This is a genomic window from Ruegeria sp. YTSC230, from assembly GCF_059609665.1.
The window spans coordinates 693967-719929 of sequence record NZ_JBXWMC010000001.1 but is presented as its reverse complement, the minus strand read 5'-3'; the positions used below and the strand labels follow the sequence as shown (position 1 = coordinate 719929).

Below are 25963 nucleotides of genomic sequence, written 5' to 3'. Positions count from 1 at the left end.
AACATGGTAATTAGAGGATCGACATGAGCATCAGCGACCGCGTCATCGCAATCATTGCAGAGCAGGCCGTGCTGGAGCCGTCGGATGTGACACCCGAAAGCACGCTCGAAGATCTGGGTATCGACAGCCTTGGACTGGTCGAGAGCATTTTTGCCATCGAGGAAGAGTTCGATATCTCGATTCCGTTCAACGCAAACGAGCCGAGCGCCAGCGACTTTGACATCTCGAACGTCGCGGCCATTATCACCGGCATCCAAAAGCTGGTGTCGGAAAAGGTCTGACATAATCCTATGAAACGCGTCGTTATCACCGGGGCCGGTACAATCAATTCACTGGGCCATTCGGTGCCTGATACGTTAGAGGCTATGCGCGAAGGGCGCTGCGGTATCTCTGCTCTTGAATTTCGCGATGTTGAAAGACTGGCCATTCAGATTGGTGGTCAGGTCCGCGGGTTCGAGGCCGAGGGGCGGTTTAACCGCCAGCAAATGACCCTGTATGACCGGTTCACACAATTCACTCTGACAGCGGCCAAAGAAGCGATTGATCAATCCGGGATCGAATTCCACGGCGATCTCGCGGCCCGCTCCGGCGTTGTGTTGGGAACCGCTGGCGGCGGCGTTTCGACCTGGGATGACAACTACCGTTCCGTTTATGAGGATGGCAAAAACCGGGTGCATCCGTTTGTCGTTCCCAAGCTGATGAACAATGCGGCGGCCAGTCACGTTTCGATGGAGCATAACCTTAAGGGCCCCAGCTTTACGGTGTCGACGGCCTGTGCCTCGTCCAACCACGCAATGGCGTTGGCGTTCCAGATGGTACGCAGCGGTGCTGCTCCGGCGATGCTGACGGGTGGGTCGGAGTCAATGTTGTGTTTTGGTGGCGTCAAAGCCTGGGAAGGGCTGCGTGTCATGTCCAAGGACGCCTGCCGCCCGTTCAGCGCGAATCGCAATGGCATGGTGCAGGGCGAAGGCGCAGGTGTCTTCGTATTCGAAGAATTCGAGCACGCCCGCGCCCGTGGGGCTGATATCCTGTGTGAGGTCGTGGGTTTTGCGATGTCGTCAGATGCGTCGGACATTGTCATGCCCAGCAAACAGGGCGCTGCGCGTGCCATGTCGGGCGCGCTTGCGGATGCAGGGTTAAGCGCTGACAGTGTTGGATATATCAACGCGCATGGAACCGGCACCGCGGCCAATGATAAGACGGAATGCGCGGCCGTGGCCGGTGTTTTTGGCCCTCATGCCGACGAGCTGATGATTTCTTCGACCAAGTCGATGCACGGCCACCTTATCGGTGGCACCGGCGCGGTCGAACTGCTGGCCTGTATCATGGCACTGCGGGATGGCGTGATCGCTCCGACCATCGGCTATGAAGAGCCGGACCCCGAATGCGCGCTGGATGTCGTGCCAAACGAAGCCCGCGAGGCGAAAGTGGACGTAGCACTGAGTAACGCCTTTGCATTTGGCGGGCTGAATGCGGTAATTGCCTTAAAACGCATATAAATACTGATTTCAAACAAAGACGCCGCCGGTAAAACCCGGCGGCGGTCTTAGCTTAGCGAAACCTCAGTTCTGCAGAACTTTCAAGCCTTCAAAACCTGCTGTAAAGCCTGACAGCGATACTTCAAGTTGCAGCAGTTGGTTTGGTGCGAGAACTGACACAAGCGACAAGGTCGCTTTGGTTCCGACCTTCATTGCTTCCACGTCGCCCTCGGTAAAGCCCATCTGCGCAACACAGCCAACGGGGTTACAGTGGTGGTAGTCATAGCGCTTGCCCGGTGCACCATCGATCGAAAGCGCCAGCTGCGCCTGTAGCATCGTTTCCAGCGGGACAACCACAGTTGCTCCGGCAACCGCGGCCACGCCTTCGGGCAATTTTTCCAGAGTAATTTCCGCGATCGGCTGGCCTTGCTCGCCGGTCAGGATCTGACGCATCGCGCAGGGGTCTTCGTCGGCATCGGTCTTGATGCACAGGATCGCCCAGTCGCCTTTTTCTTCCTTGACGTATTGTTCGCCGTTACGCGGACCGGTTTCACCCAGGTCCAGATCGTTGCCGATCTGAGTTTGCGAGGTCTGGGGTTGCTGTTCGGTTTCCTGCGTCGTTTCCTGAGCGTATGCGACTCCGCACCACAACGAAGCGGTCACCAGGCTGACTGAAAGGGTGTTCTTGATCATGATTGCCTCGGTCTTATGTTGGACTTTTTCACTCGTCTATCACCCTTGTCCCACACTGTCAGGGGCTAAGGTGGGTCATTTCAACATGTGAACGGTTTTTCGCCGGGTTATCGGAAATCTAGCGCTACGGCAAAATGAACAAAGGGAGCCGGTGGAGCGGCTCCCTTCTAAAAATTTTCTCCCCGTCGGACTGGCCGACTTATTTATGCGCAGACGTTACGAAAGGCAGGGGCATCGGTCAACTGAAAACCTGAAATTTTAATGTAACGGCCATGATTTGTGAAAAAAACCGCGCCCGAAGGCGCGGTCAGTCGACAGGGAGGAAAATTGCCGCCCCGTCACCTTAGCGACGTGGGCAGCAATTAGACTTTCGCAGTTAAAGGTTAACTTTGTATGCTGGCCGCAGATCGGTGGAAATAAGGCCTTACATTCATGGACCAAAACATATTCTTGGGCGGCGGTGGCAACGACTACAGCCAGCCGCAGTCGCTGACGCTGAAATATGCCAACCGTCACGGCATGATCGCGGGTGCGACGGGAACAGGTAAAACGGTGACACTGCAAATTCTGGCCGAGGGGTTTTCCCAAGCCGGTGTTCCGGTATTCCTGTCTGACGTCAAAGGGGACCTGTCCGGTCTGGCCAAGGCGGGGAGCGAAGGCCACAAGCTTCACCAGGCGTTTCAGGATCGCGCCCAGCGGATCGGCTTTGCCGACTATGCGTATGGCGCGTGCCCGGTTACGTTTTGGGATCTGTTCGGGCAACAGGGACATCCCGTTCGTACGACAGTAACCGAGATGGGACCTCTGCTGCTGTCGCGCCTGATGGATCTGAGCGAAGCACAAGAGGGCATTCTGAACATCGCGTTCCGGGTGGCAGACGAAGAGGGCTTACCGCTATTAGACCTCAAAGACCTTCAGTCCTTGCTGGTCTGGATTGGGGAAAATAGGGCTCAGTTGTCTTTGCGCTATGGCAATGTCTCAACCGCTTCGATCGGGGCCATTCAACGCCGCCTGCTGGTGCTGGAAAACCAGGGTGGCACCAAACTGTTTGGTGAACCCGCGCTGGAATTGGCCGATCTTATGCGCGTTGATGAAAACGGGCAGGGCGTCGTGAACATCCTTGCTGCCGACAAGCTGATGGGGTCACCGCGTCTGTACGCAACATTCCTGCTGTGGCTGCTAAGCGAGCTGTTCGAAGAACTGCCCGAAGTTGGCGACCCGGACAAACCCAAACTGGTGTTCTTCTTCGACGAGGCGCATTTGCTTTTCGATGATGCGCCCAAGGTTCTGGTGGACAAGGTCGAACAGGTCGCCCGCCTCATTCGCTCCAAAGGTGTGGGCGTCTATTTCATCTCTCAGAACCCGGCGGACGTTCCGGAAGACATTCTGGGACAACTGGGCAACCGGGTGCAGCATGCCTTGCGCGCATTCACGGCGCGGGATCGCAAGAACCTGCGGCTTGCAGCAGAAACCTATCGTGAAAACCCAACCTTCGACACCGAAGAGGCGATCCGTGAAGTTGGTGTCGGTGAGGCCGTGACCTCGATGTTGCAGAAAAAAGGCGTGCCAGGGATCGTAGAACGCACTTTGATCCGCCCGCCTGGAACGCAACTGGGTCCAATCACCAAGGCCGAGCGGAAAGCGCTGATAGATGCGTCAGCGATGAAAGCGAAATACGGGCAGTTGAAGGACCGGAAATCTGCCTTTGAAATCCTTCAGTCCCGCGCAGATGCAGCAGCGCAAGCCGCGGCCGAAGCCGAAGAACAGTTGGAAACACAATCCACGGCCGAGCGTGAATTTGCGACAGCAAGACGCTATTCCGGCAGCCGGGTCGGGCGGTCATCCTCTCGCGTGATGCGTAAGAAAGACACGTTCGCAACCGCGATGAGCGAGGCCGTGATCAAGGAACTGAAAGGAACAACCGGACGCCGCATTGTTCGCGGCATTCTGGGCGGTTTGTTCAAAGCCAGATAAGGTTTGTGCCGGGCAGAAATCTTCTACCCGGCGCGCATTCTGTTACTTCAGACGGCGCTGTCCTTCTTGGCGGCAGTAGGCATCCGCCTCGGGAACCGACATCTTGGTTGCCGGGAAGTTGATCGCCCGATCCCAGGTCACACGGTCCTGACGATACAGCTGGCAGGTGACTTCGCCCTTGGACGTCTGCACCTTGACCGGGGTGGATTCCAGATCTTCGGGTGAGGGAATACAACCGGCCAGCGTTACGAACAGCGGGACGATAAGGGCTATTTTAGTGAAGGAAGTATTCATGTGCACTCTTCTTATACTCGTATGTTTCCCGAATGATCGCGGGCCAAGGGGCAATTTAGCGTAAATAGTGGCCAAAAAGACGGCTGCATCAAGGCGGTACTGGGATTCGTCTAATCCGTATACTCCACAAAATCAAGAAACCGCACCAGTCAGTTGGCGCGGTTTCATGAATTGATGGATTGTGATCTTACTTTTCCGGAATCAGACCCCTTGGACTGAACCTGAGAACAATCAGCAGGACTAGGCCCATGGTGAACAGCCGCATATGCGCGGCGCTGTCGATCAAATGAGATTTGAGCGCGCTGCCATCTGGCATACTCGATGTGATCAGGCTCATGAACCACAACCCCATTGGTTCGACCTGAACCCACAGGAACCAGATCAGGAATGCGCCTAGAACAGCGCCGAAATTGTTGCCTGAACCGCCCACAATGACCATCACCCAGACAAGGAACGTAAACCGCAGCGGATTGTATGTGCCCGGCGTAAGTTGCCCGTCCAGAGTTGTCATCATCGCACCGGCGATGCCACAGATTGCCGAGCCGAGCACGAATATCTGCAGGTGGCGGCGGGTGACATCTTTGCCCATAGCCTCTGCCGCGACCTCATTGTCGCGGATGGCGCGCATCATGCGGCCCCACGGGCTTTTCAACGCCATTTGCGCCATCCACAGCAAAGCAAGCAGAACGATCATGAACAGCAGCGAATAGCCCAGTTTGACCGAAAGCGTCGACGCGATGACGGGGTCCAACCCGAACCAATCGGCGCGCGCGACAAAGCCGGGATCGTTCTGCAGTTCGACCTCGTAGCCTACCACGGGGGCAGGGCGCGGGATGCCGTAGACATTCTTGACGCCCCGGGCCAGCCAGTCTTCGTTCTTCATGATCGCAATGATGATCTCGGCAATGCCAAGCGTTGCAATTGCCAGGTAGTCCGAGCGGAGACCCAGCGCCGTTTTTCCGATCAGCCACGCCGCACCAGCAGCCAACAGACCACCCGCAGGCCAGGCCACAAGGACCGGCAGGTTCAAACCGCCGAGGTTGCCGGCAACTGCCGGATCGATTGCTTCAACACCAGCCACGCTGGGATCGAATACCGCGCGGTAAACAAAGAAGCCTACAATAAGAATGGCGACAATCGTCAAGGTTTGGGTACGGCCCTTCGGCATCCGGGTCGCCACCAGCACCGCCGCCACAACGGTCGCAGCCCCCAAAAGTAAGGAAAGAACGATGCCGTACCCGCCCGAAGACCACGCACCGGGTGTTGGAGCGGTCGATACCAACACAACAGCCAGACCACCCAGCGCCACAAAGCCCATGACGCCGACATTAAAGAGGCCAGCAAATCCCCACTGTAGGTTCACCCCAATCGCCATGATGGCTGAGATCAACCCCATGTTCAGGATCAGGATCGCGGAGTTCCAGCTTTGTGTGAAACCGGTCAGCAGGATCAAGCCGCCAACGACAACAAAAAGCAGCGTGTTTTTGACAGACTCGGTCATACCGCTTTTCCTTTAAACAGGCCGGTAGGCTTGAACAGAAGCACGATCAGCAAGATGGCAAAGCTGACGGCGAATTTGTAATCGGTGGATAGGAATTGCACTAGTCCCGAAGGCGCCAGACTTTCTGGCGCGACGTAAGTCAGCACCTTTTTCCACGCATAAGTTACGGTGACCTCGGAAAAAGCGATAATGAACCCGCCAGCGATGGCGCCCAGCGGGTTGCCAAGACCGCCGACAATGGCTGAGGCGAAGATTGGCAGCAGAAGTTGGAAATAGACAAACGGTTTAAAGCTTTTATCCAACCCATAGAGAACACCAGCGGTGGTCGCTAATGCTGCCACGATAATCCAGGTGATCATCACAACGCGCTCGGGGTTGATACCCGAGAGCAGCGCCAGATCCTCGTTGTCGGAATAGGCTCGCATCGATTTGCCCGTGCGGGTTTTGTTGAGAAACCAAAACAGCAGCGCCACCGCGATAACGGCAACTACCAGAGTGATGCCCTGAGAGGTCTTGATCGCAAGCCCTTCACGCAATCCGGTCATCGCCTTGAAATCACGGGCGGATATGATAAATCGCGCGCCGTCTGAAAACCTTTGGTCATCCGGTCCGATGATAAAGCGAACAAGCCCGTTCATGATGAACATGACACCCATAGAAACGATCACAAGGATCACCGGTTTGGCTTTTTGTTCTCGATAAAATCGATAGACCAGCCGGTCGGTTATCAGAACCAGAACGATGCAGCCCAGGATCGCAAATGGCAGGGCCAACAGTGCGGTGGGTAGCGGTCCGAAACTCACTCCGGCGGCTTGCAGGCCCCAGGTGACCAGCACGGCAATCATCGCGCCGAAGGCCATCGTGTCGCCATGGGCAAAATTCGAAAACCGCAGGATTCCGTAGATGAGCGTTACACCCAGCGCCCCCAGAGCCAACTGGCTGCCGTAAGCAACCGCAGGCACGATCACAAAGTTAGAAAGCGCAACAAGCGCGTTTAGTAAGTCCATCAATTCTTCTCACTGTCCGGGTGCGGCTTTATGGCACGACGCTTATGTCAGACACAACAATTTGCGCTCCCTTTTTTGGGCTGAAAGGGCCGGAATGTGAGAGAGTTATCGCTTTGTCAGCTTACGGGGTCATCGCAAATGCCACGGTCGTTTGCACTGTGCTCTCCCTTGATGGACATGTCATAGTTTAGGTCGTCGAAATCGACGACAAAAGTGACCACGTCTTTGTCCATGATGTGGAGAAACGTCAGCGAGTTAACACCCGGTAGAATCTTGGCTTCACCCCGAATTGTGTCCGTTACGATGAAGCCGGTATCGGTCGCACCCGAACGGGCCAGAGTAACGCTACTACCATCGGTGTCCGAGACGCAGGTCACGACAAAATCAGCGCCGTCTAGCGGTCCGGAACCAGCAGCCAAACCAAATGAGGGGGCGAGAAGGGCGAGTGTGAGTGCAGTCAGATTTTTCATGGTGTCCCTTGGTGGTTTGCTCCGCCTTCCAGGTTGGGGTTTCTGCTGGAATGCGGGTGGTTGAGAATGAAGAGCGAACGGAGATCCGCGACGCCCTCATCTGACCTAGACAAGATCATTCGGAAAAAAAGAGGAGTGAGCATGTGCTCACATCCTCTTGATATTTCTTGAGATATTAACCTCGATAGCCCCGATTTGTTTCGGGGCTCTCTGAGAGAGCACTTAGACTTCTTTACATGTCCCGTGATCGGTACCGGCATGCGGGCCTTTGACTGAAAGATCATAAGACATGTCGTCATAGTGGACGACAAAGGTCATGACGTCCGCGCCTTCGATATAGACAAACGTCATGTTGCCAACGCCTTTAAGCACCATGGCATCGCCGGAAATGTTCGCAGTTTCGATGTTGCCCTTGTCTCCTTCCGGTGCCCTGTTGAGGCGCACTTCGCTGCCGTCGCGGTCTGAGACGCAGACAAAGTGTCGCTCTTCCGCCGTTGCGGCGGTTGCGCACAAGGTGGCGACGGCCACACACATCCATTTTTTCATTTATGGGTCCTGAATAGAGTTTTTCATTCAGAAGGTTCGCTTGATTTCACGGAACTAACTTTGCTTGACCGGGAAAACGTTTCCTTCACAAAGCCCGGCGCTAAACGCACAATGTGACCGGATTGCAGCCGACGCGTGAAAATCTTGGGATGGTAGGGGAATTTCGGGAAACTTCGGGTATTGATTTCAGACAATTTCGGGAACAAGGATGACGTTGGAGAGCGCCATAATGGCATTGAGGAACTCCATTAAAACTCCAGTCCGCATTTTCCGGAGAATGCGCGTCTTGCTTGGCCTGCTTGCGCATAATCGACATAGCGCATTGGCAGGGTAAGAAGTGTCACTGCCACTTCGGTGTCTGAGGTCTTCGTCACATACATGTTTATGTGTTTGTCGTCCTGTGTCCGAGATGCGGTCAGCAAGTCGTTTTTCGCGGTGGCGGTCCACTCTTGTCCATTTGATAAACGGATTTTCGAAGTGATTTCACCTGCCCTTGCTATCTGATCCACAGAAAAGTCACCAAAATTGCTTTGAACAAGCTCTGGTGGAGTACCCAAAAGTTCGAGCGTGAGTTCAGCGCCCTCGCAGTCCTCCACATACGCGCAGGTTTCTTGCAAGGCGCAGGGAGTTGAAAGCGCTGTACTGCCAATTGCGGTAAACACGAGCGTCGCCACGGCCTTCAACTCACCCTCCCAAGAAACTCTTTCGCACCTCAGGATCGGCCAACAGTTCCTTGCCTGTACCGGTATAAGCATTTCGACCTTGAACCAGAACGTAACCCTTGTCGGCAATCTCCAGGGCCTGACGAGCATTCTGCTCCACCATCAGGATTGGCAAACCAGTGCGGGAAACCTCGATGATCCGGTCGAACAGCTCGTCCATCACGATGGGCGATACACCTGCGGTTGGTTCGTCCAGCATCAGCACCTTAGGCTGGGTCATCAGCGCGCGGCCGACGGCAACTTGCTGGCGTTGGCCGCCCGAAAGCTCTCCAGCCGGCTGGTTGCGTTTGTCACGCAGGATGGGGAAGAGGTCATAAACCTGCTCCATCGTCTGGCTGATATCGTCGCGGCGAATGAAGGCACCCATCTCAAGGTTTTCTTCAACCGTCATTGACGTGAAAATGTTCGAGGTCTGTGGAACAAACCCCATACCGCGGATTACGCGGTCCTGCGGGGTGAGGTTGGTGATATCCTCTCCATCCAGCCGCACCGCACCGGAACGGACATCCAGCATACCAAAGACAGCCTTCATAGCCGTCGATTTGCCGGCGCCATTGGGGCCAACGATGACTGCAATCTCACCCTTGTCGACGGCGATGGTGCAATCGTGCAGGATGTCCGGCCCTTTGCCGTAACCGCCGGTCATGGTGTCGCCGATCAGAAAGGGACCGCCTTCAACCTTGGAAACGGGACCGCTTTTCGCATGCGCGGGCGTCATGGTGCCAACGCCGCGGGTATTGGTGATCGAGGCGTCTTTGTTGCCGTGATCGTCCTGATAGGGATTATCGCCTGCACCCGCGGTCATGTTTGGGCCTCCAGCTTGTCTTTGTTCTTGAGGCCGGTCCCCAGATAGGCTTCGATCACGTGCTCATTGGCCTTGATCTCGTCCAGTGTACCCTCAGCCAGAACCTTGCCCTCGGCCATACAGATGACCGGGTCACAGATCTTGCCGATAAAATCCATGTCGTGCTCGATGACGACGAAAGTATAGCCGCGTTCCTTGTTTAGACGCAGGATTGTGTCGGCGATGGTCATCAACAGGGTGCGGTTCACGCCTGCGCCGACCTCGTCCAGAAACACGATCTTGGCGTCGACCATCATGGTGCGACCGAGTTCCAGAAGCTTCTTTTGCCCGCCCGAGACCTGACCCGCCTTGTGGTCGGCCAGATGTTCGATAGTCAGAAACTCAAGCACCTCATCGGCCTTGGCCTTCAGGGCTCGTTCTTCGTCGGCGATGCGCTTGCGACCAAACCAGGTGTTCCACAGGGATTCACCTGATTGCGTGCCGGGCACCATCATAAGATTCTCGCGGCAGGACATCGAAGAGAATTCGTGCGCGATCTGGAAGGTGCGCAGCAGACCCTTGTGAAACAAGTCATGCGGAGGCAGGCCGGTGATCTCTTCGCCGTCCATGAACACTCTGCCGCTTGTCGGAGGCAGAACGCCCGCGATCACGTTGAAAAGGGTGGTCTTTCCCGCCCCGTTCGGCCCGATCAGGCCTGTGATCGAACCTTTTTGGATTTCCAGCGACGCCCCATCCACCGCGTGAAACCCGCCGAAATGCTTGTGCACGTCCTCGACGACGATCATCTTTTCCCCTAGCCACCCTTGTCGGTGTTTCTGCTTCCTCGACCCCAAAAGGTGAGGTGCGGCCTTTTTTCATTGAAACAGCCCGGACACAAGGCCCGGGCTGCTTGATTTTATGACGTTTAAGACCGGTTCAACGGAAGTTGACGGTCTTGTTTTCGCCGTCGGTTACTTCGATCTCGCGATAAGACCCCGCGCTTTCACCGGGGCCGATCAGCTCAACACCCGACGCGCCGACATAGTCGATGTCCTGACCAGCGGCGAGAAGCTCCAGACCTTTGGCCAGTTCACCCGGATAGATCTTCTCACCCGGGGCGTTGGCGACATCCAAGATCTTGGCACCGTATTCAGCCGGGTTAGTGGAACCTGCCGCCTGCATGGCCAGCATGAACAGTGCGGCAGCGTCATAGGATTCAGGCGAATAGGGCGACGAACCGTCAAAGCCTGCGGCCTCGGCCATCGCAAAGTACTTTTCAGCACCTTCACCGCCCGAACCGGCGATCTGACCAAACGAGCCGTTCAGGTCGGGACCGACGTTGGAAGGCAGCGAGTCACCGATCATGCCGCCCGGCAGACCGAATGTTTCGAACGCACCGCTGTCCAGCGAGGACTGGATGATGCCCAGACCGCCCTGGTCCAGATAGCCTGCGACAACCAGAATATCGCCACCAGCCGATGCCAGAGCACCAACTTCAGCCGAGTAGTCAGCCTTGCCGTCTTCGTGCGCGGCAACGATGGTCACTTCACCACCGGCTGCTTCGAACGAGGATTGGATCGCGTCTGCCAGACCCTTGCCGTAGTCGTTGTTGGTGTAGGTCAGGGCGATCGAGTTGATGCCGCGATCCTTCAGGATGTCAGCCATCACTTCGCCTTCACGTGCATCCGACGGGGCGGTGCGGAAGAACAGACCATTGTCTTCCATGGTCGACAGACCCGGTGATGTCGCCGACGGCGAGATCATGACCATGCCGTTCGGGATCGCAACGTTTTGCAGGATCGCACCGGTCACCCCCGAGCAGTCGCCGCCGACAATACCGGCAACGCCGTCCGCGATCATGCGTTCGCCGTTCGATGTCGCCAGACCGTTGTCGATACAGCCGGTGTCAGCGCGCGACGCGGTGACCTTTGAGCCGTCCAGCAGTTTGCCGGATTCGGTGACTTCGGCCATCGCCATTTCGGCACCCGAACCCATCGCTGGTGCCAGCGATTCAATCGGGCCGGTGAACCCAAACAGAACGCCCAAAGTGACGTCTTCGGCCAGTGCCGGACCAGCCAGCAGAGCGGATGCTGCAGTTGCAGTAAGCAGCTTTTTCATATGGTTACTCCCTTATTGGAACGTATTCGTTCTGGGCAAGACCCTAGGCAAGCTGTCTGGAAAAGAAAAGTCCTAACGCAAATGTGTTTTTGCCAATAATAAACCTATTTGTTTTGATGAGCTTGTCACATTTTACCAGAGTTGGAGATTCTCATGTTTAGGGCTGCCGCGATTCTGGTCCTGTCGGTTTTTGCTGGCCCCATCAGCGCCGATACCCTTCAAACCTCTGCCGGGACGGTTCAGGTCACGGCGATGGTTACCGGGCTGGATGCACCTTGGGCCATCGGGTTATTGCCCGGGGGCGGCACATTGGTGACCGAACGGGACGGCGAGCTTTTGTTTGTCTCGCAAGGCGGGGTCAAACGCATTGCCGGGGTGCCCAAGGTGGCTGCGAACGGGCAGGGCGGGTTGCTCGATATCACCGTGGCACGGGATTTTTCACAGTCTCGCGAGGTGTTTCTCACCTTCTCCAAACCTCAAAGCGGCGGGGCGGGAACGGCGGTGGCCGTGGCGCGCCTGTCGGAAAACGGGGGCCGTTTGGACAACGTGCAGATCATTTTCGAAGCGGTTCCTGGAGGTTCGACCGGCCGACACTTTGGTTCGCGTGTGGTCGAGGCACAGGACGGAACGCTGTTTGTAACGATTGGAGATCGCGGAGACCGTCCGTCAGCGCAGGACAGGTCAAACCACATGGGCACCGTCATTCGCATAAATCGCGACGGCACGGTGCCTGCTGACAATCCTTTTGTCGGGCAAGCCGGTATTCGACCTGAGATTTGGTCAATTGGCCATCGCAACCCGCAGGGCGCTGGGTTGGACCGGCAGGGTCGCTTGTGGATTTCAGAGCATGGTGCGCAGGGCGGGGATGAAGTGAACCTGATCCAACCGGGGCGGAATTTCGGCTGGCCGGTGATATCCTATGGCGTTCACTACTCGGGCCAAAAAATCGGAGAGGGGACCTCGAAACCGGGTATGGAACAGCCTGAACATTATTGGGACCCGTCCATCGCACCGTCCGGTTTGCTGGTCTATTCCGGCAAGCTTTGGCCAGAGTGGCGGGGCGATATCTTTGTCGGGTCGCTCAAGTTTGACTACATCTCGCGCCTTGAAGGAACACTGCTGCGCGAGGTCGAACAGATCAAGGGACCGGAAACCGAGCGTGTTCGGGACATCGTCGAAGCCCCGGATGGGGCGATCTGGTTCATTTCGGTGGGACAGGGAGCCATCTATCGCATGAACCCCAAATAGGCGCGGATCAAACCGAAAGCCGCCCGCTTTGAGCACCACGCTCACGGTAAGGCGTGGTGTTGTAATGGGCCCGGTAGCATTTTGAGAAATGGCTGGGTGAGGCAAAGCCGCAAGCAAGAGCCACATTGATCACGCTCATATCTGTCTGCATCAGCAGGTTGCGCGCTTTGTGCAGGCGCAGTTCCATATAGTATCGCTTGGGCGAGCGGCTGAGGTAGCGCCGGAACAGGCGTTCCAGCTGGCGCGTGGACATGCCGACATCCTTGGCCAGTATCGAGGGTGAGATCGGCTCTTCGATGTTCTTTTCCATCATCAGGATGACCTGGCTTAGCTTGGGGTGGCGTACACCAATCCGGGTCGGGGTCGACAGGCGCTGTGTGTCCTGATCGGTACGGATCGAGGAATAGATCATCTGATCCGCTACGGCATTCGCCAGATCCTCACCATAATCATCGGCAATGATCTTGAGCATCAGGTCGATTGAGGACGTGCCGCCCGCGGTCGTCATCCGGTTACCGTCGATCTGAAAAACCGATTTGGTAAGCTCGACCTCGTCGAATTCTTCGATAAAGCTGTCAGAATTCTCCCAGTGGATCGTGGCGCGTTTGCCGTCCAGCAACCCGGCTTTGGCCAACGTATAAGCTGCCGTACACAATCCGCCGATGCGCAAACCGCGCCGGGCCTCGCGCCGGACCCAATTCAGCACTTTCTTTGTTGTCGCCAATTGAACGTCTACGCCACCGCAGATCAGAATCACGTCGTCGCGTTGCAGTTCGACCAAATCGGTTTCAACGTTAAAGGTAGTCCCGGCAGAACAGCTGACCGTATCACCACCTTCACCAGCAAGGGTCCACGTGTAGAGTTCTTTGTCTGCCATGCGGTTGGCAATCCGCAGGCTGTCCAGTGCCGAGGCAAAAGACAGCAGGGAAAACTTGTCCAAAAGGACAAATACGAAATGCCGAGGATTGGCCTCAGCGCCTTCCACTGTGACAACTTGGCGTTGCTCTTGCATGGCTTGGTGTCCTTGATTCGGCGCGTTGTTACGTCGCGTCCGGCGTCATTGTTGCCAGCCACCATGATCAAAGCTTGTTTCCCCCGTCAAGAGGCGCAAAAGGGATATGGTCAGTCTTCAATGCATTTTGTATAGAGACGACCTGACTACTTCAGCGGAGATCAAAGCTATGACCGAATGGCAAAAAACGAACTGGCGCAACAAGCCCCGGGTTCAGATGCCAGACTATATCGATGCGGCCGCGTTGGCCAAAGTCGAGGCTCAGCTTTCGCAGTATCCCCCATTGGTCTTTGCCGGCGAAGCACGGCGTCTCAAGCAACATCTGGGTGCGGCCGGTCGCGGCGAGGCTTTCCTGTTGCAGGGCGGGGATTGTGCTGAAAGCTTTGAACAATTCAGCGCGGATGCAATTCGTGACACCTTTAAGGTGATGCTGCAGATGGCGATGGTACTGACCTATGGTGCCAAAGTGCCCGTGGTCAAAGTGGGCCGCATGGCGGGCCAGTTTGCCAAGCCGCGCAGCGCGCCGACTGAGGTTTTGGGAGGTGTTGAGCTGCCCAGCTATCGCGGTGACATCATCAACGAACTGGCATTCACCCCCGAAGCCCGCATCCCGAATCCTGGAAAAATGCTGCAGGCCTACACGCAGGCTGCCGCTACTCTGAACCTGTTGCGCGCATTTTCGACCGGCGGATTCGCCGATATGAGCATGGTGCATTCGTGGACACTGGGTTTCACGGATGAACAGGACGTTCAGAAATACTCGGAACTCGCCGACCGTATTCAGGACACGATAGATTTTATGAATGCGGCTGGATTCACAGCGGAGACTTCGCATGAGTTTTCGACCGTGGAATTCTACACAAGTCATGAAGGCCTGTTGCTTGAATATGAAGAATCGCTGACCCGTCTCGATTCGACGTCTGGCAACTGGTTGGCAGGGTCCGGCCACATGATCTGGATCGGCGATCGCACGCGTCAGCCAGACGGTGCGCATGTCGAATTCTGCAGCGGTGTATTGAACCCGATTGGTCTGAAATGTGGCCCGACCACGACAGCCGAGGACCTCAAGGTTCTGATGGCCAAGCTGAACCCGCAAAACGAAGAGGGCCGTCTGACCCTGATCGCCCGATTTGGAGCTGGCAACGTAGGTGAGCACCTGCCGCGTCTGGTCAAGGCCGTGAAGGAAGAGGGTGCCAACGTCACCTGGGTTTGCGACCCGATGCATGGCAATACCATCAAGTCGGCAACCGGGTACAAAACCCGTCCGTTCGACTCGGTCCTGCGTGAGGTACGTGACTTCTTTGGCGTTCATCAGGCCGAAGGCACGGTTCCCGGCGGTGTGCATTTCGAGATGACCGGTCTGGACGTCACCGAATGCACTGGTGGCGTGCGCGCGGTGACCGAAGAGGACCTGTCAGATCGTTACCACACAGCGTGCGACCCACGCTTGAACGCGTCGCAGTCCTTGGAACTGGCATTCCTGGTCGCAGAAGAACTGACCAACCTGCGCCGCGACCGCAAGAACCGCGCAGCCGGTTAAGGTTATTGAAAATCAACGGAAAAGGCGGGCTGCAAGGGCCCGCCTTTTTTTGTTTGCGACTTAGTCGTCGCGCGACACAACCAGCCTCAGATGGGCGCCGGGACGATCAAACCTTTGCTGATCTTCAGCGAAGCCCGCCTCAACCGTTTCCGACGGTTGTTGAGGAACCTGCACATCCGACACCGGGCGCAAGTTGGTTTCTGAGATTTTGAACCGACGGGGTGTTGGACCGATTGCGCCGTCGCTGACCATTACACCCAGAATGCGGCTGACATCACCCAGATCACTTTTCAGCGGTAACAGAAGCATGCGGGCCTGCAATTGCACACGCCCCAACCGGCCCGATGAGTCCAGGGTCAGATTCGCGATAGCTGGCTGTGCGAATACTTGTTCCGATACGGTTTTGATCTGGTCCCGCGCGTCGGGCTCAAAGAAAGAGGTCAGCGGCATTCCACGCACTTCCATCCCGGCCAGCTGGTTCAAATGCCTCCCGGCCAGACGGAACCGGGTAAGTCCGGGGGCGATGCGTTCCAGAACGAAAGTGTATTCCAAAATGTTCTCTAGCCCGCGGGGGTCGATTTGCGACCGCATGGGAACCCCGTCACCTGTCAAAAGTGCCGTCCAATACGCCTCGGCCTGCCGGATGGGCGAAAGGCTGCGCCCGCTGTCAAAACGATCCATAGCGACGATCTTTCCAAAACTTGACTCGAAACCGTTCCCGAAAAAGGTTTTCATCATTATCACCCTGGCGCCTATCGACCGTCATTTTCCAAAAATGCGAAATACTGGGGACCTCTATCCGAGACCGGTGTTCGCAGGTGTAAGACTGACGCAGGTTGAATCAATTTTGGAGTAAATCTTTAACGAATGGTTAACGACTGGCCGACAAAGGCAGAGTCAGCAAACTCTTGCCCTGTGCGCGCAGTTCGCATTAGGTGCGCCCAGCAAACTGAAAACTGGTAGCTATGGAAAGGGCAGGCATGATTAAATCCATGACGGGTTTCGCCTCGGGCAAAGGGGCGTTTGGGCCGCATAGCTGGACGTGGGAGTTGCGCAGCGTGAACGGCAAGGGGCTGGACATGCGTCTGCGCGTGCCGGACTGGTTGATCGGGCTTGAGGCCGCATTGCGCGCCGCCATGTCGAAACAACTCAGTCGGGGCAATGTGACATTGTCTTTGCGCCTCAGCCGAGATGAGACGCAGGCGGACCTGGTCCTGAACGAGACTGCCATGGGTGCCGTTCTTGAGGCTGTGGCGCGAACGCAGGAAATGGCCATTGCGCGGGACGTAACCCTTAGGCCCTCGACGGCCGCTGATCTGATCTCGATCAAGGGTATGTTGGATGCGGGCAGTGATGGGGATGACCCGGGCCCGTTGGTTGGCCAACTGACGACAGAGTTCACTGGCCTATTGGGCGAATTCATAGAAATGCGCCAGTCTGAGGGGCGGGCGCTGGCAACTGTTCTGGATGATCAACTAAGCCTGGTTGCTTCATTAACGGTCCAGGCGGCAGAGCTGGCAGAGCGGCGCAAGGACAAGATGGCCGAGGCGCTGCGGGATAATCTGGCGCGGGTGATGGACAACGCGCAGGGGGCTGATCCGGACCGCGTTGCACAGGAACTGGCGCTAATCACCGTCAAGGCGGACATCACCGAAGAGATTGATCGCCTGAAAGCGCATGTCGTGGCAGCCCGCGATCTGCTGGCGCAGGACGCGGCGGTCGGGCGCAAGCTGGATTTCCTGATGCAGGAGTTCAACCGCGAGGCCAATACTCTGTGCTCAAAGGCGCAAAGCGCCGATCTGACAGCAGTAGGGCTTGAGTTGAAGGCCGTAATAGATCAGATGCGCGAGCAAGTGCAGAACGTAGAATAACCACAGGAGCGCCCAAATGGCGGATCGACGCGGCCTATTAATCATTCTGTCCTCGCCTTCGGGGGCTGGTAAATCGACCCTGGCGAAACGGTTGATGCAGTGGGATTCTGAGCTGGAGTTTTCGGTCTCGGCCACCACCCGCGCGCCACGTTCGGGGGAACATGAAGGGCGCGAGTATTACTTCCTGAGTGAGGATGCGTTTCGGCAGCAGGTGTCTGAGGGGCAAATGCTGGAACACGCGCACGTGTTCGGGAATTTCTACGGCTCACCTGCGGGTCCGGTACGAGAGTCCATAAACAGCGGCAAAGACGTTCTTTTTGACGTGGATTGGCAAGGCGAGGTGCAAATCCGCAATTCGGATCTGGGCAAGCACGCTTTGTCGATCTTTATCCTGCCGCCGTCGATCCCCGAGCTGCGCCGCAGGCTGGAAAGCCGCGGTCAGGACAGTGAAGACGTGATCGCAAAACGTATGCTGAAAAGCTGGGATGAGATTAGCCACTGGGGCTATTATGACTATGTTCTGATCAATGACGATCTGGATGCCACCGAAGAGAAGCTGAAAACCATCGTCAGCGCCGAACGCATGCGCCGCATCCAGCAGCCCAGCCTGCAGAACCATGTCCGCACGTTGCAAAACGAATTTGAGGGCTTGGCATGACCATTTACGCTTTGGGTGACCACGCGCCGCAAATCCACGAAGACACCTGGGTTGCGCCGGGCGCCAACCTGATTGGGAAAGTCGTTCTGGAGCAGGGTGCCTCGGTCTGGTTCGGCTGCACCATCCGCGCCGACCACGAAGAGATCCGCGTAGGCGAGGGCAGTAACGTCCAGGAAAACTGCGTCATGCATATCGACGCCGGGTATCCGCTGACCATTGGTAAGAACTGCACAATTGGGCACAAGGTCATGCTGCATGGCTGCACGATCGGAGAAAACACGCTGATCGGGATGGGGGCGATTGTCCTGAATGGGGCGAAGATCGGGAAAAACTGCCTGATCGGTGCCGGCGCCCTGATTACGGAAGGCAAAGAGATACCCGATAACTCTCTGGTCATGGGGTCGCCGGGCAAAGTTGTGCGGGAACTGGATGCGGCGGCAGCGCAAAAAATCACCTTCAGTGCGCTGCATTATCAGCAGAACATGCGCCAGTTTCGCAAAACTTTGAAACCTGTGTCCTAGGTTGATTCCAAACGCATCAAGAGTGACGGAAATGCCAAACGACCTGCTTGCTGAAATTGTGTCAGCCATACCGATGCCCACGCTTATGGTTGATCAGACCGAGCGCATCATAGCGGCCAACACCGAAGCCAAAACCATGCTGGGTCAGAACATCGAAGGCCGTCATTTCGCGACGATCCTTCGGCAGCCACAAGTTATCGACGCGATAGAGCAGAGCCTGCGTAACAAGGACTCGACCAAAACGCGCCATTTGTCCAATGATGGTGCCCAGGACACCACTTTCGAAGTGCAATGCCGTTACATGAACGGTGTGGGCGCGGTGGAGGGCGGTGCCGTGATGGTTGTTTTCCAGGATGTCACGCATCTGGAACAGGCCGGACAAATGAGACGCGACTTCGTGGCGAATGTCAGCCACGAACTGCGTACGCCTCTGACCGCTCTGATGGGCTTTATAGAAACATTGCGCGGTCCAGCGCGAGACGATGCAGCCGCCCGTGAACGGTTTCTGCAGATCATGACCGACGAAGCCAATCGGATGAACCGGCTGGTCGGCGATCTGCTATCCCTGAACCGGGTCGAGAGCGAAGAGCGAGTTCGCCCCAAAGAGCAGCTTGATCTGACAGGCCTGTTGCAATCAACGCTTACAACGCTTCGTCCCCTGGCCGAGGCTGCAAATGTGGACCTGACACTGGATACGTCTTCGGGACCAATCTCGGTGACCGGAGACAGCGACCAACTGCGCCAAGTGTTCACGAACCTCGTTGAGAACGCCATCAAATATGGTGGGAGCGGCGGTAGTGTTGATGTGCGCATTCAGGCCTCGGAGCGCGACACCGCCATGCGCGGTCCTGCGGTTCGGGTACAGATCGCAGACAAAGGCGCAGGCATTGATGCCGTACATCTGCCGCGCCTTACTGAGCGATTCTATCGCGCCGACAGTCACAGGTCCCGCGAATTGGGCGGTACAGGATTGGGCCTGGCGATTGTAAAGCACATCGTCAACCGCCATAGGGGCCGGTTGCGTGTCGAAAGCACCCTAGGCAAAGGTTCTGTATTTACAGTGATTTTGCCACGCTGATCTCGGACTTCCAGCGCGGGTCCATTTCGAACGCGAACGGTGTTCCGTGGGGTCAAGTTAAGAAAACGTAAGAAAATCGTTACGTGTCATAAAACCGTTACGAACTTGTCACAAAAGGCTTACCGGCGCCTCTTAGGGGTTCGCCCCAAGATCATCATGGGGGTGATCAGAATTTACCTTTCTCAAGGAGACTGTAATGTCCTTTGTTAAACTGTCGGCTTCGGCTCTCACCATCGCTGCTGTATCGGCCACCACGGCCGCCGCTCGTGATCAGGTTCAGGTTGCAGGGTCGTCGACCGTTCTGCCTTATGCCTCGATCGTGGCTGAAGCCTTCGGTGAAAACTTTGACTTCCCGACACCGGTTGTTGAATCGGGTGGTTCCTCGGCAGGTCTGAAGCGTTTCTGTGAAGGTGTTGGCGAAAACACCATCGACGTTGCAAACGCATCGCGCCAGATCCGTGAAAAAGAAATCAAAGCCTGTGCCGAAAACGGCGTGACCGACATCATCGAAGTTCAGATCGGTTATGACGGCATCGTTTTCGCATCTGACATCAACGGCAACTCGTTCGAGTTCACGCCGGAAGACTGGTACAAAGCGCTGGCCGCGAAAATCGTTGTAGACGGTGAAGTCGTCGACAACCCGAACAAAACCTGGGCCGACGTGAACCCGGATTTCCCGGCGCAACCGATCGCAACCTTCATTCCGGGCACCAAGCACGGCACACGTGAAGTGTTTGAAGACAAGGTGATCCTGGCAGGTTGTGAGCACCTGGGCGATTTCGAAGTGTTCAAGGCAGCCGCCGGCGACGACAAGAAAGCGGCTGAAAAGCAGTGCATCGCCATCCGCACCGACGGCGTTTCGGTCGACATCGACGGTGACTACACCGAAACTCTGGCCCGTATCGACAGCAACAAAGACGGCATCGGCGTCTTTGGTCTGGCGTTCTACGAGAACAACACCGACAAGCTGCAAGTCGCAACCATGTCTGACGTTGTTCCTTCGACCGAGTCGATCGCAACCGGCGAATACCCGGTTTCGCGCCCGCTGTTCTTCTACGTTAAGAAAGCACATATCGGCGTGATCCCCGGCCTGAAAGAATATGCTGAGTTCTTCGTCGCCGACGAGATCGCAGGGCCCGACGGCCCGCTGGCAGAATACGGCCTGGTATCCGACCCTGAGCTGGTCAAGGTACAGGAAGCTGTTGCCAACGAAACCGTTCTGGGCGGCGGTTCCTAATCACACATACGAACGGAACCGGGGCGGTTTTTCGCGCCCCGGTTCTTTTTGACTCCATCTCTGCCATCCCCACGGAGTTCTCATGGCGTTATCCTGGCTGTTGCTTATCCTGCTTGCGCTGGCAGTGATCGGATTTTTTGCGGGTCGGTCCCGCGCTCTGGCAAGTGCGGGTGGTAACGTCCGCGATTTGCATTCTTTACCGTCTTACTACGGTTACAACGTTGCGTTGACGGCTCTGGTTCCCGCAGTAGGGGTGCTGATCGTCTGGCTTCTTGCCCAGCCGATGATCGTAAACAGCACGGTATCCAGCCTCATTCCTGATCAGGCAGTGCCCGAAGGGTCGGAGCGTGGCCTGATCATGAGTGAAGTGCGCCGCGTCGCATACGGCCTGGACGGCGCTGTCGCCAGCGGCGCGATGACCGAAACTCAAGCCCAGAACGGCAATGCGGATATTGAAGCGCTGACAAAAACGCTGAAAGACGCAGGCCAGGTTCTGACTCAGGACATCACACAGCCGATTTTGGTCGCGGCACAAAAGTTCCGCAGCATGACGTCCACAGGGACAGTTGCGATGCAGGTCGTGGTTTTGGCCTTGGCACTGCTTGGGGCAGCCTTTGCCTATGTACGTACGCACAAGGAATTTAGGGCCCGTAACGTGGTAGAGCAGGGGGTTCTGGCCCTGCTATTGCTGGCCGCGTCAATCGCGATCCTGACAACCATCGGCATTGTTCTTTCGATGCTGTTTGAGACGATGAACTTCTTTCAGCTGCATTCGTGGAAGGACTTCTTCTTCGGCAGCACATGGGCACCGAACTTCCGCGGTGGCAGCGAGCTGTCGATCCTGCCGCTGTTGTGGGGCACGCTGTACATTTCAGTGATCGCGCTGCTTGTGGCGGTCCCGATTGGCCTGTTTGCCGCGATCTATCTGTCCGAGTATGCCTCCGGCGTGACGCGGTCCATCGCCAAGCCACTGCTGGAAATCCTCGCCGGTATTCCGACCATCGTTTACGGTCTGTTTGCTCTGCTGACCGTGGGTCCGGCGTTGGTGTCGATGTTCGGCGACGGTGGCATGCTGGGTGTGGGCTGGATGGCCAGCTCGAACGCGGTTCTGACTGCCGGCTTGGTTATGGGGATCATGCTGATCCCGTTTGTCTCGTCACTGTCGGACGACATTATCAACGCGGTGCCACAAACCATGCGCGACGGCTCGCTGGGTCTGGGTGCGACGCATTCGGAAACCGTGCGCAACGTGATCTTACCGGCCGCGCTGCCCGGTATTGTCGGCGCGATCCTTCTGGCCGCAAGCCGCGCCATTGGTGAAACGATGATTGTTGTGATGGCCGCCGGAGCGATCGCCAAATTCTCGGGTAACCCGTTCGAGGCGATGACAACCATCACCACACGGATTGTCAGCCAGCTGACCGGCGATACCGATTTTGCCAGCCCCGAAACGCTAGTGGCCTTTGCGCTGGGTCTGACCCTGTTCATCATCACGCTGGGGCTGAACATCTTCGCCCTCTACATCGTACGCAAATACCGGGAGCAGTACGAATGACCGATATTTCCCAAACGCCTGACGCTGCTCCGACCGCGAAGCCCAAAGGTGGTTCGCTGTTCGAAAAGGATGCACGCACCAAGCGGCGCAATGCGGCTGAAAGCCGGTTCAAAATGTACGGCATCGCCGCCATCGGGATCGGCTTGCTGATGCTAATTGTGCTGGTGACCAATATTGTCACAGCCGGAACTGGTGCCTTTCAGCAAAGCTTTCTTGAATTGAATGTCGAGCTTAAGGCCGACAAGCTGGACAAGAAGGGCAACCGGAACATCGAGGATATCAAGAAGGTTTCGACCTTTGGCTATGCCCCTCTGATCGCGTCTGCGCTGGAAAGCGAAGTCGAAAAGCTGGGCATCCAGACAGACCTGAAACCCAAGGAGATGGGCAAGATTCTGTCCAAGGCGGCGCAAGCCGAGTTGCGAAACTATGTCATTGCCAACCCTGATGAGATCGGCAAGACCGTCAGCTTCCGCTTTTTGGTCAACAGCCGTGGCGATGGCTACATGAAAGGCCGCGTGACCCGCGAGTCGATTGCCAACGACAAAAGTATCTCGGTCGAACAGTTGGATTTCGTGGATCAACTGCGCGATGCGGGTGTACTGTACAAAGCCTTCAACCCGGATTTCATTTTCGGTGCGGATGCCTCTGATCAACGGCCCGAAGCGGCTGGGATCGGTGTCTCCATGCTGGGTTCATTGTTCATGATGTTGGTGGTTCTAGCGTTGGCCTTGCCTATCGGTGTGGCGGCTTCGATTTATCTTGAAGAATTCGCGCCACAGAACCGGCTGACTGACATCATCGAGGTCAACATCTCGAATCTGGCCGCTGTGCCGTCGATCGTGTTCGGTATTCTGGGTCTGGCTGTGTTCATCAACTACATGCACCTCCCAACTTCGGCCCCGCTGGTGGGTGGTCTGGTGCTGACACTGATGACCTTGCCGACGATCATCATCTCGACCCGCGCATCGTTGAAGGCGGTTCCGCCGTCGATCCGTGATGCGGCGCTTGGGGTAGGGGCCTCGAAAATGCAGGCCGTGTTCCATCACGTTCTGCCGTTGGCCGCGCCCGGTATTCTGACCGGCACCATCATTGGCCTGGCACAGGCGTTGGGGGAAACCGCACCGCTGCTGCTGATCGGTATGGTGGGCTTTATCGCCTCAAACCCGCCCGACGGAATTGTTGCGGGTTTCCTGTCGCCCAACTCGGCCATGCCGGCGCAGATCTATGAATGGTCCAAACGCGCCGACCCGGCCTTTTATGAACGCGCATGGGGGGGCATCATCATCCTGTTGATCTTCCTCGTTACAATGAACACCATTGCGGTACTTCTGCGCCGCCGCTTTGAACGCCGCTGGTAAATGGGGGCTATTATGAATGATATGACACGAGTGGAGAGAACCGTGGACTCCAAAGCCATCAAGATTGCCGCCAACAATGTTCAAGTTTTTTACGGCGACACGCACGCCATCAAAGACGTGGATGTCCAGATCGAGGACAAGACCGTGACGGCCTTTATCGGCCCATCGGGCTGCGGCAAGTCCACTTTTCTGCGCTGCCTCAACCGGATGAACGACACCATCGACATCTGCCGGGTCGAAGGCGATATCCTGCTGGACGGCGAAGACATTTACGACAAGCGTGTCGACCCGGTGCAGCTGCGTGCCAAGGTCGGAATGGTGTTTCAAAAACCCAACCCGTTCCCCAAATCGATCTATGACAACGTGGCCTATGGCCCGCGCATCCATGGTCTTGCCAGGAACAAATCAGAACTCGATGATATTGTTGAGAAATCTCTGCGTCGTGCTGCGATCTGGGATGAAGTCAAGGACCGCTTGGACGCCCCCGGAACCGGCCTGTCCGGTGGTCAGCAGCAGCGCCTGTGTATTGCCCGCGCCGTAGCAACGGAACCTGAGGTTTTGCTGATGGATGAGCCTTGCTCGGCGCTGGACCCGATTGCCACTGCGCAAGTCGAGGAACTGATCGACGAACTGCGCTCGCGCTATTCGGTGGTGATCGTGACCCACTCGATGCAACAGGCTGCGCGGGTCAGCCAGAAAACGGCGTTCTTTCATTTGGGTAATCTGGTTGAATTCGGCGAGACCGGTCAGATCTTTACCAACCCCGAAGACCCCCGCACGGAAAGCTACATTACCGGCCGTATCGGCTGAGGACAGGTATTTGAACATGACCGAACAACATATTGCATCCGCATTCGACCGCGACCTTGAAGCGGTTCAGGCCCATATTATGAAGATGGGTGGTCTGGTCGAGGCCGCGATCATGAACGCTGCGCGCTCGCTTGAAACCCGGGATGTCGAATTGGCCCAAGAGGTGCGTCAAGGCGACAAAGCCATTGATGCGCTTGAGGATCTGATCAACGAAGAAACCGCGCGGGTGATTGCGCTGCGGGCACCCACAGCGAGCGACCTGCGTCTGGTTCTGTCTGTTCTGAAGGTCTCGGCCAACCTGGAACGTATCGGCGACTATTCCAAAAACATTGCCAAACGCACCACGGTTCTTGTCGACGCCGGCGAGATCAACGGCAGTGCCGCAGCCCTGCGCCGTATGGCGCGCGAGGTCGAGCGGATGCTGCGCGACGCGTTGGACGCTTATATTCAACGTGACGCAGAATTGGCCGCTGACGTGATCCAGCGGGATGAAGAAGTAGACCAGATGTATAACGGCCTGTTCCGCGAGTTTCTGACCTTCATGGCTGAAGATCCCCGCAACATCTCGTCGTGCATGCACCTGCATTTCATTGCAAAGAACATCGAACGGATGGGCGATCACGTTACAGCCATCGCTGAACAGGTGGTTTATCTGGTGACTGGGGAACGGCCGTCAGAAGCACGTCCCAAAGCCGATACCACCTCGCAAACCGCCTAGGAGGCAACGATTATGTCCGCTGATCAGCCTACGGTACTGGTTGTTGAGGATGAACTGGCCCAGCGTGAAGTGCTGGCTTACAACCTCGAAGCAGAAGGGTTTCGTGTATCCAAGGCAGCCAATGGCGACGAGGCATTGCTGCTAGTTGATGAAGACAGCCCGGACATCATCGTTCTGGACTGGATGATGCCCAACCTCAGCGGGATCGAAGTGTGCCGCCGCCTTAAAACGCGCCCGGATACACGATCGATCCCCATCATCATGCTTTCAGCCCGGTCGGAAGAGGTCGACAAGGTGCGCGGGCTGGAAACCGGGGCGGATGACTATGTGGTCAAGCCGTATTCGGTTGTCGAGCTTATGGCGCGCGTGCGCACACAGTTGCGCCGTGTTCGCCCGGCGACGGTCGGTATCAAGCTTGAATTTGCGGATATCATTCTGGATTCCGAGACACATAAGGTCAGCCGCAACAGCAAGCCGCTGAAACTGGGCCCGACCGAGTTTCGTCTGTTGAGCACGTTCATGGAAAAACCGGGTCGTGTCTGGAGCCGCGAACAGCTGCTGGACCGGGTCTGGGGGCGCGATATCTACGTCGACACTAGAACAGTTGACGTTCACATCGGCCGCTTGCGCAAGGCGCTGACTCAGCATGGCGGTGAAGATCCCGTGCGTACGGTTCGCGGCGCAGGGTATGCGCTGGGGTAAAAACACGGGGCAGGGCGCACTGCCCTGTTCTATGCGGTTTACTCATGGTTCGTTGCGAAACTGTAGCT

Annotated in this window: 27 protein-coding genes; 15 read left to right on the top strand and 12 right to left on the bottom strand. The window is 56.6% G+C overall.

The annotated features are described in order from the left end of the window. Positions 1–23: 23 nt before the first annotated feature. Together AC2FD9_RS03490 and AC2FD9_RS03485 are read left to right on the top strand one after the other, a co-directional pair. A complete protein-coding gene (locus tag AC2FD9_RS03490; RefSeq protein ID WP_058271604.1) occupies positions 24–281 on the top strand; it encodes an acyl carrier protein in 258 nt (85 codons plus the stop codon). Positions 282–290: 9 nt separating this feature from the next. Beyond that, positions 291–1499, top strand: a complete 1209-nt coding sequence (locus AC2FD9_RS03485; RefSeq protein WP_282168295.1) for a beta-ketoacyl-[acyl-carrier-protein] synthase family protein — start codon at positions 291–293, stop codon at positions 1497–1499. 63 nt (positions 1500–1562) lie between these two features. Here the strand turns inward: AC2FD9_RS03485 and AC2FD9_RS03480 are convergent, their stop codons facing one another. Continuing rightward, positions 1563–2171 (bottom strand): invasion associated locus B family protein, encoded by a 609-nt coding sequence (locus tag AC2FD9_RS03480; protein WP_109311523.1) that lies wholly within the window; start codon positions 2169–2171, stop codon positions 1563–1565. A gap of 432 nt (positions 2172–2603) precedes the next feature. Between AC2FD9_RS03480 and AC2FD9_RS03475 the strand changes: the two genes are divergently transcribed. Next, a complete protein-coding gene (locus AC2FD9_RS03475; protein WP_496835396.1) occupies positions 2604–4145 on the top strand; it encodes a helicase HerA-like domain-containing protein in 1542 nt (513 codons plus the stop codon). Positions 4146–4187: 42 nt separating this feature from the next. Here AC2FD9_RS03475 and AC2FD9_RS03470 read toward each other — a convergent pair whose 3' ends face one another. The 9 genes from AC2FD9_RS03470 to AC2FD9_RS03430 all read right to left on the bottom strand — a co-directional run bounded on the left by AC2FD9_RS03470 (position 4188) and on the right by AC2FD9_RS03430 (position 11587). After that, positions 4188–4439, bottom strand: a complete 252-nt coding sequence (locus AC2FD9_RS03470) for a hypothetical protein (RefSeq protein ID WP_496835394.1) — start codon at positions 4437–4439, stop codon at positions 4188–4190. A gap of 187 nt (positions 4440–4626) precedes the next feature. Continuing rightward, positions 4627–5940 carry a branched-chain amino acid ABC transporter permease gene (locus AC2FD9_RS03465; protein WP_282118419.1) on the bottom strand — a complete coding sequence of 438 codons (1314 nt, stop codon included), beginning with the start codon at positions 5938–5940 and terminating at the stop codon, positions 4627–4629. Further along, on the bottom strand, positions 5937–6947 hold the full coding sequence (locus AC2FD9_RS03460; RefSeq protein WP_058271609.1) for a branched-chain amino acid ABC transporter permease: 1011 nt from the start codon (positions 6945–6947) through the stop codon (positions 5937–5939). The genes AC2FD9_RS03465 and AC2FD9_RS03460 overlap by 4 nt, the downstream gene beginning before the upstream one ends. A 116-nt stretch (positions 6948–7063) precedes the next feature. Continuing rightward, complete coding sequence (locus tag AC2FD9_RS03455; RefSeq protein ID WP_282118421.1) at positions 7064–7417, bottom strand: hypothetical protein; 354 nt, start codon at positions 7415–7417, stop codon at positions 7064–7066. A gap of 222 nt (positions 7418–7639) precedes the next feature. Next, on the bottom strand, positions 7640–7963 hold the full coding sequence (locus tag AC2FD9_RS03450; RefSeq protein WP_170557293.1) for a hypothetical protein: 324 nt from the start codon (positions 7961–7963) through the stop codon (positions 7640–7642). A 248-nt stretch (positions 7964–8211) separates the two neighbouring features. After that, on the bottom strand, positions 8212–8646 hold the full coding sequence (locus tag AC2FD9_RS03445; protein WP_496835392.1) for a hypothetical protein: 435 nt from the start codon (positions 8644–8646) through the stop codon (positions 8212–8214). Position 8647: 1 nt separating this feature from the next. Then, on the bottom strand, positions 8648–9490 hold the full coding sequence (locus AC2FD9_RS03440) for an ABC transporter ATP-binding protein (RefSeq protein WP_282118422.1): 843 nt from the start codon (positions 9488–9490) through the stop codon (positions 8648–8650). Further along, positions 9487–10275 carry an ABC transporter ATP-binding protein gene (locus tag AC2FD9_RS03435; RefSeq protein ID WP_282118423.1) on the bottom strand — a complete coding sequence of 263 codons (789 nt, stop codon included), beginning with the start codon at positions 10273–10275 and terminating at the stop codon, positions 9487–9489. The genes AC2FD9_RS03440 and AC2FD9_RS03435 overlap by 4 nt, the downstream gene beginning before the upstream one ends. A gap of 130 nt (positions 10276–10405) precedes the next feature. Further along, a complete protein-coding gene (locus tag AC2FD9_RS03430) occupies positions 10406–11587 on the bottom strand; it encodes an ABC transporter substrate-binding protein (protein WP_282168299.1) in 1182 nt (393 codons plus the stop codon). Between the two features lie 153 nt (positions 11588–11740). Here AC2FD9_RS03430 and AC2FD9_RS03425 point away from each other — a divergent pair, with 153 nt between their 5' ends. Then, on the top strand, positions 11741–12835 hold the full coding sequence (locus AC2FD9_RS03425; protein ID WP_496695509.1) for a PQQ-dependent sugar dehydrogenase: 1095 nt from the start codon (positions 11741–11743) through the stop codon (positions 12833–12835). A gap of 7 nt (positions 12836–12842) precedes the next feature. Here AC2FD9_RS03425 and AC2FD9_RS03420 read toward each other — a convergent pair whose 3' ends face one another. Further along, positions 12843–13847 carry a GlxA family transcriptional regulator gene (locus tag AC2FD9_RS03420; protein ID WP_496835389.1) on the bottom strand — a complete coding sequence of 335 codons (1005 nt, stop codon included), beginning with the start codon at positions 13845–13847 and terminating at the stop codon, positions 12843–12845. Between the two features lie 169 nt (positions 13848–14016). Between AC2FD9_RS03420 and AC2FD9_RS03415 the strand changes: the two genes are divergently transcribed. After that, the gene (locus AC2FD9_RS03415) at positions 14017–15387 is read left to right on the top strand and encodes a class II 3-deoxy-7-phosphoheptulonate synthase (protein WP_496771910.1); all 1371 of its coding nucleotides are present in this window, start codon (positions 14017–14019) and stop codon (positions 15385–15387) included. A 60-nt stretch (positions 15388–15447) separates the two neighbouring features. Here AC2FD9_RS03415 and AC2FD9_RS03410 read toward each other — a convergent pair whose 3' ends face one another. Beyond that, positions 15448–16068 (bottom strand): PAS domain-containing protein, encoded by a 621-nt coding sequence (locus AC2FD9_RS03410; protein WP_496835387.1) that lies wholly within the window; start codon positions 16066–16068, stop codon positions 15448–15450. A 311-nt stretch (positions 16069–16379) separates the two neighbouring features. Between AC2FD9_RS03410 and AC2FD9_RS03405 the strand changes: the two genes are divergently transcribed. From AC2FD9_RS03405 to phoB, 10 genes are all read left to right on the top strand, one after another. Beyond that, a complete protein-coding gene (locus AC2FD9_RS03405) occupies positions 16380–17258 on the top strand; it encodes a YicC/YloC family endoribonuclease (RefSeq protein WP_496835385.1) in 879 nt (292 codons plus the stop codon). 16 nt (positions 17259–17274) lie between these two features. Then, positions 17275–17916 (top strand): guanylate kinase, encoded by a 642-nt coding sequence (gene gmk, locus AC2FD9_RS03400; protein WP_058277945.1) that lies wholly within the window; start codon positions 17275–17277, stop codon positions 17914–17916. Continuing rightward, positions 17913–18437 (top strand): gamma carbonic anhydrase family protein, encoded by a 525-nt coding sequence (locus AC2FD9_RS03395; protein ID WP_282118429.1) that lies wholly within the window; start codon positions 17913–17915, stop codon positions 18435–18437. Before gmk ends, AC2FD9_RS03395 begins: the two co-directional genes overlap by 4 nt. A gap of 31 nt (positions 18438–18468) precedes the next feature. Continuing rightward, positions 18469–19515, top strand: coding sequence for an ATP-binding protein (locus tag AC2FD9_RS03390; RefSeq protein ID WP_496835382.1), 1047 nt, complete (start codon positions 18469–18471; stop codon positions 19513–19515). Between the two features lie 196 nt (positions 19516–19711). Further along, positions 19712–20752: a substrate-binding domain-containing protein gene (locus AC2FD9_RS03385; RefSeq protein WP_472723771.1), complete on the top strand. Its 1041-nt coding sequence runs from the start codon at positions 19712–19714 to the stop codon at positions 20750–20752. Between the two features lie 82 nt (positions 20753–20834). Continuing rightward, positions 20835–22307: a phosphate ABC transporter permease subunit PstC gene (pstC, locus tag AC2FD9_RS03380; RefSeq protein WP_496835380.1), complete on the top strand. Its 1473-nt coding sequence runs from the start codon at positions 20835–20837 to the stop codon at positions 22305–22307. After that, complete coding sequence (gene pstA / locus AC2FD9_RS03375) at positions 22304–23665, top strand: phosphate ABC transporter permease PstA (RefSeq protein WP_496835378.1); 1362 nt, start codon at positions 22304–22306, stop codon at positions 23663–23665. The genes pstC and pstA overlap by 4 nt, the downstream gene beginning before the upstream one ends. A gap of 12 nt (positions 23666–23677) precedes the next feature. Next, the gene (gene pstB / locus AC2FD9_RS03370) at positions 23678–24475 is read left to right on the top strand and encodes a phosphate ABC transporter ATP-binding protein PstB (protein WP_496835376.1); all 798 of its coding nucleotides are present in this window, start codon (positions 23678–23680) and stop codon (positions 24473–24475) included. Positions 24476–24491: 16 nt separating this feature from the next. Continuing rightward, on the top strand, positions 24492–25193 hold the full coding sequence (gene phoU / locus AC2FD9_RS03365; RefSeq protein WP_058271623.1) for a phosphate signaling complex protein PhoU: 702 nt from the start codon (positions 24492–24494) through the stop codon (positions 25191–25193). Positions 25194–25205: 12 nt separating this feature from the next. Next, a complete protein-coding gene (phoB, locus tag AC2FD9_RS03360) occupies positions 25206–25895 on the top strand; it encodes a phosphate regulon transcriptional regulator PhoB (RefSeq protein ID WP_109311502.1) in 690 nt (229 codons plus the stop codon). Positions 25896–25963: the final 68 nt, after the last annotated feature.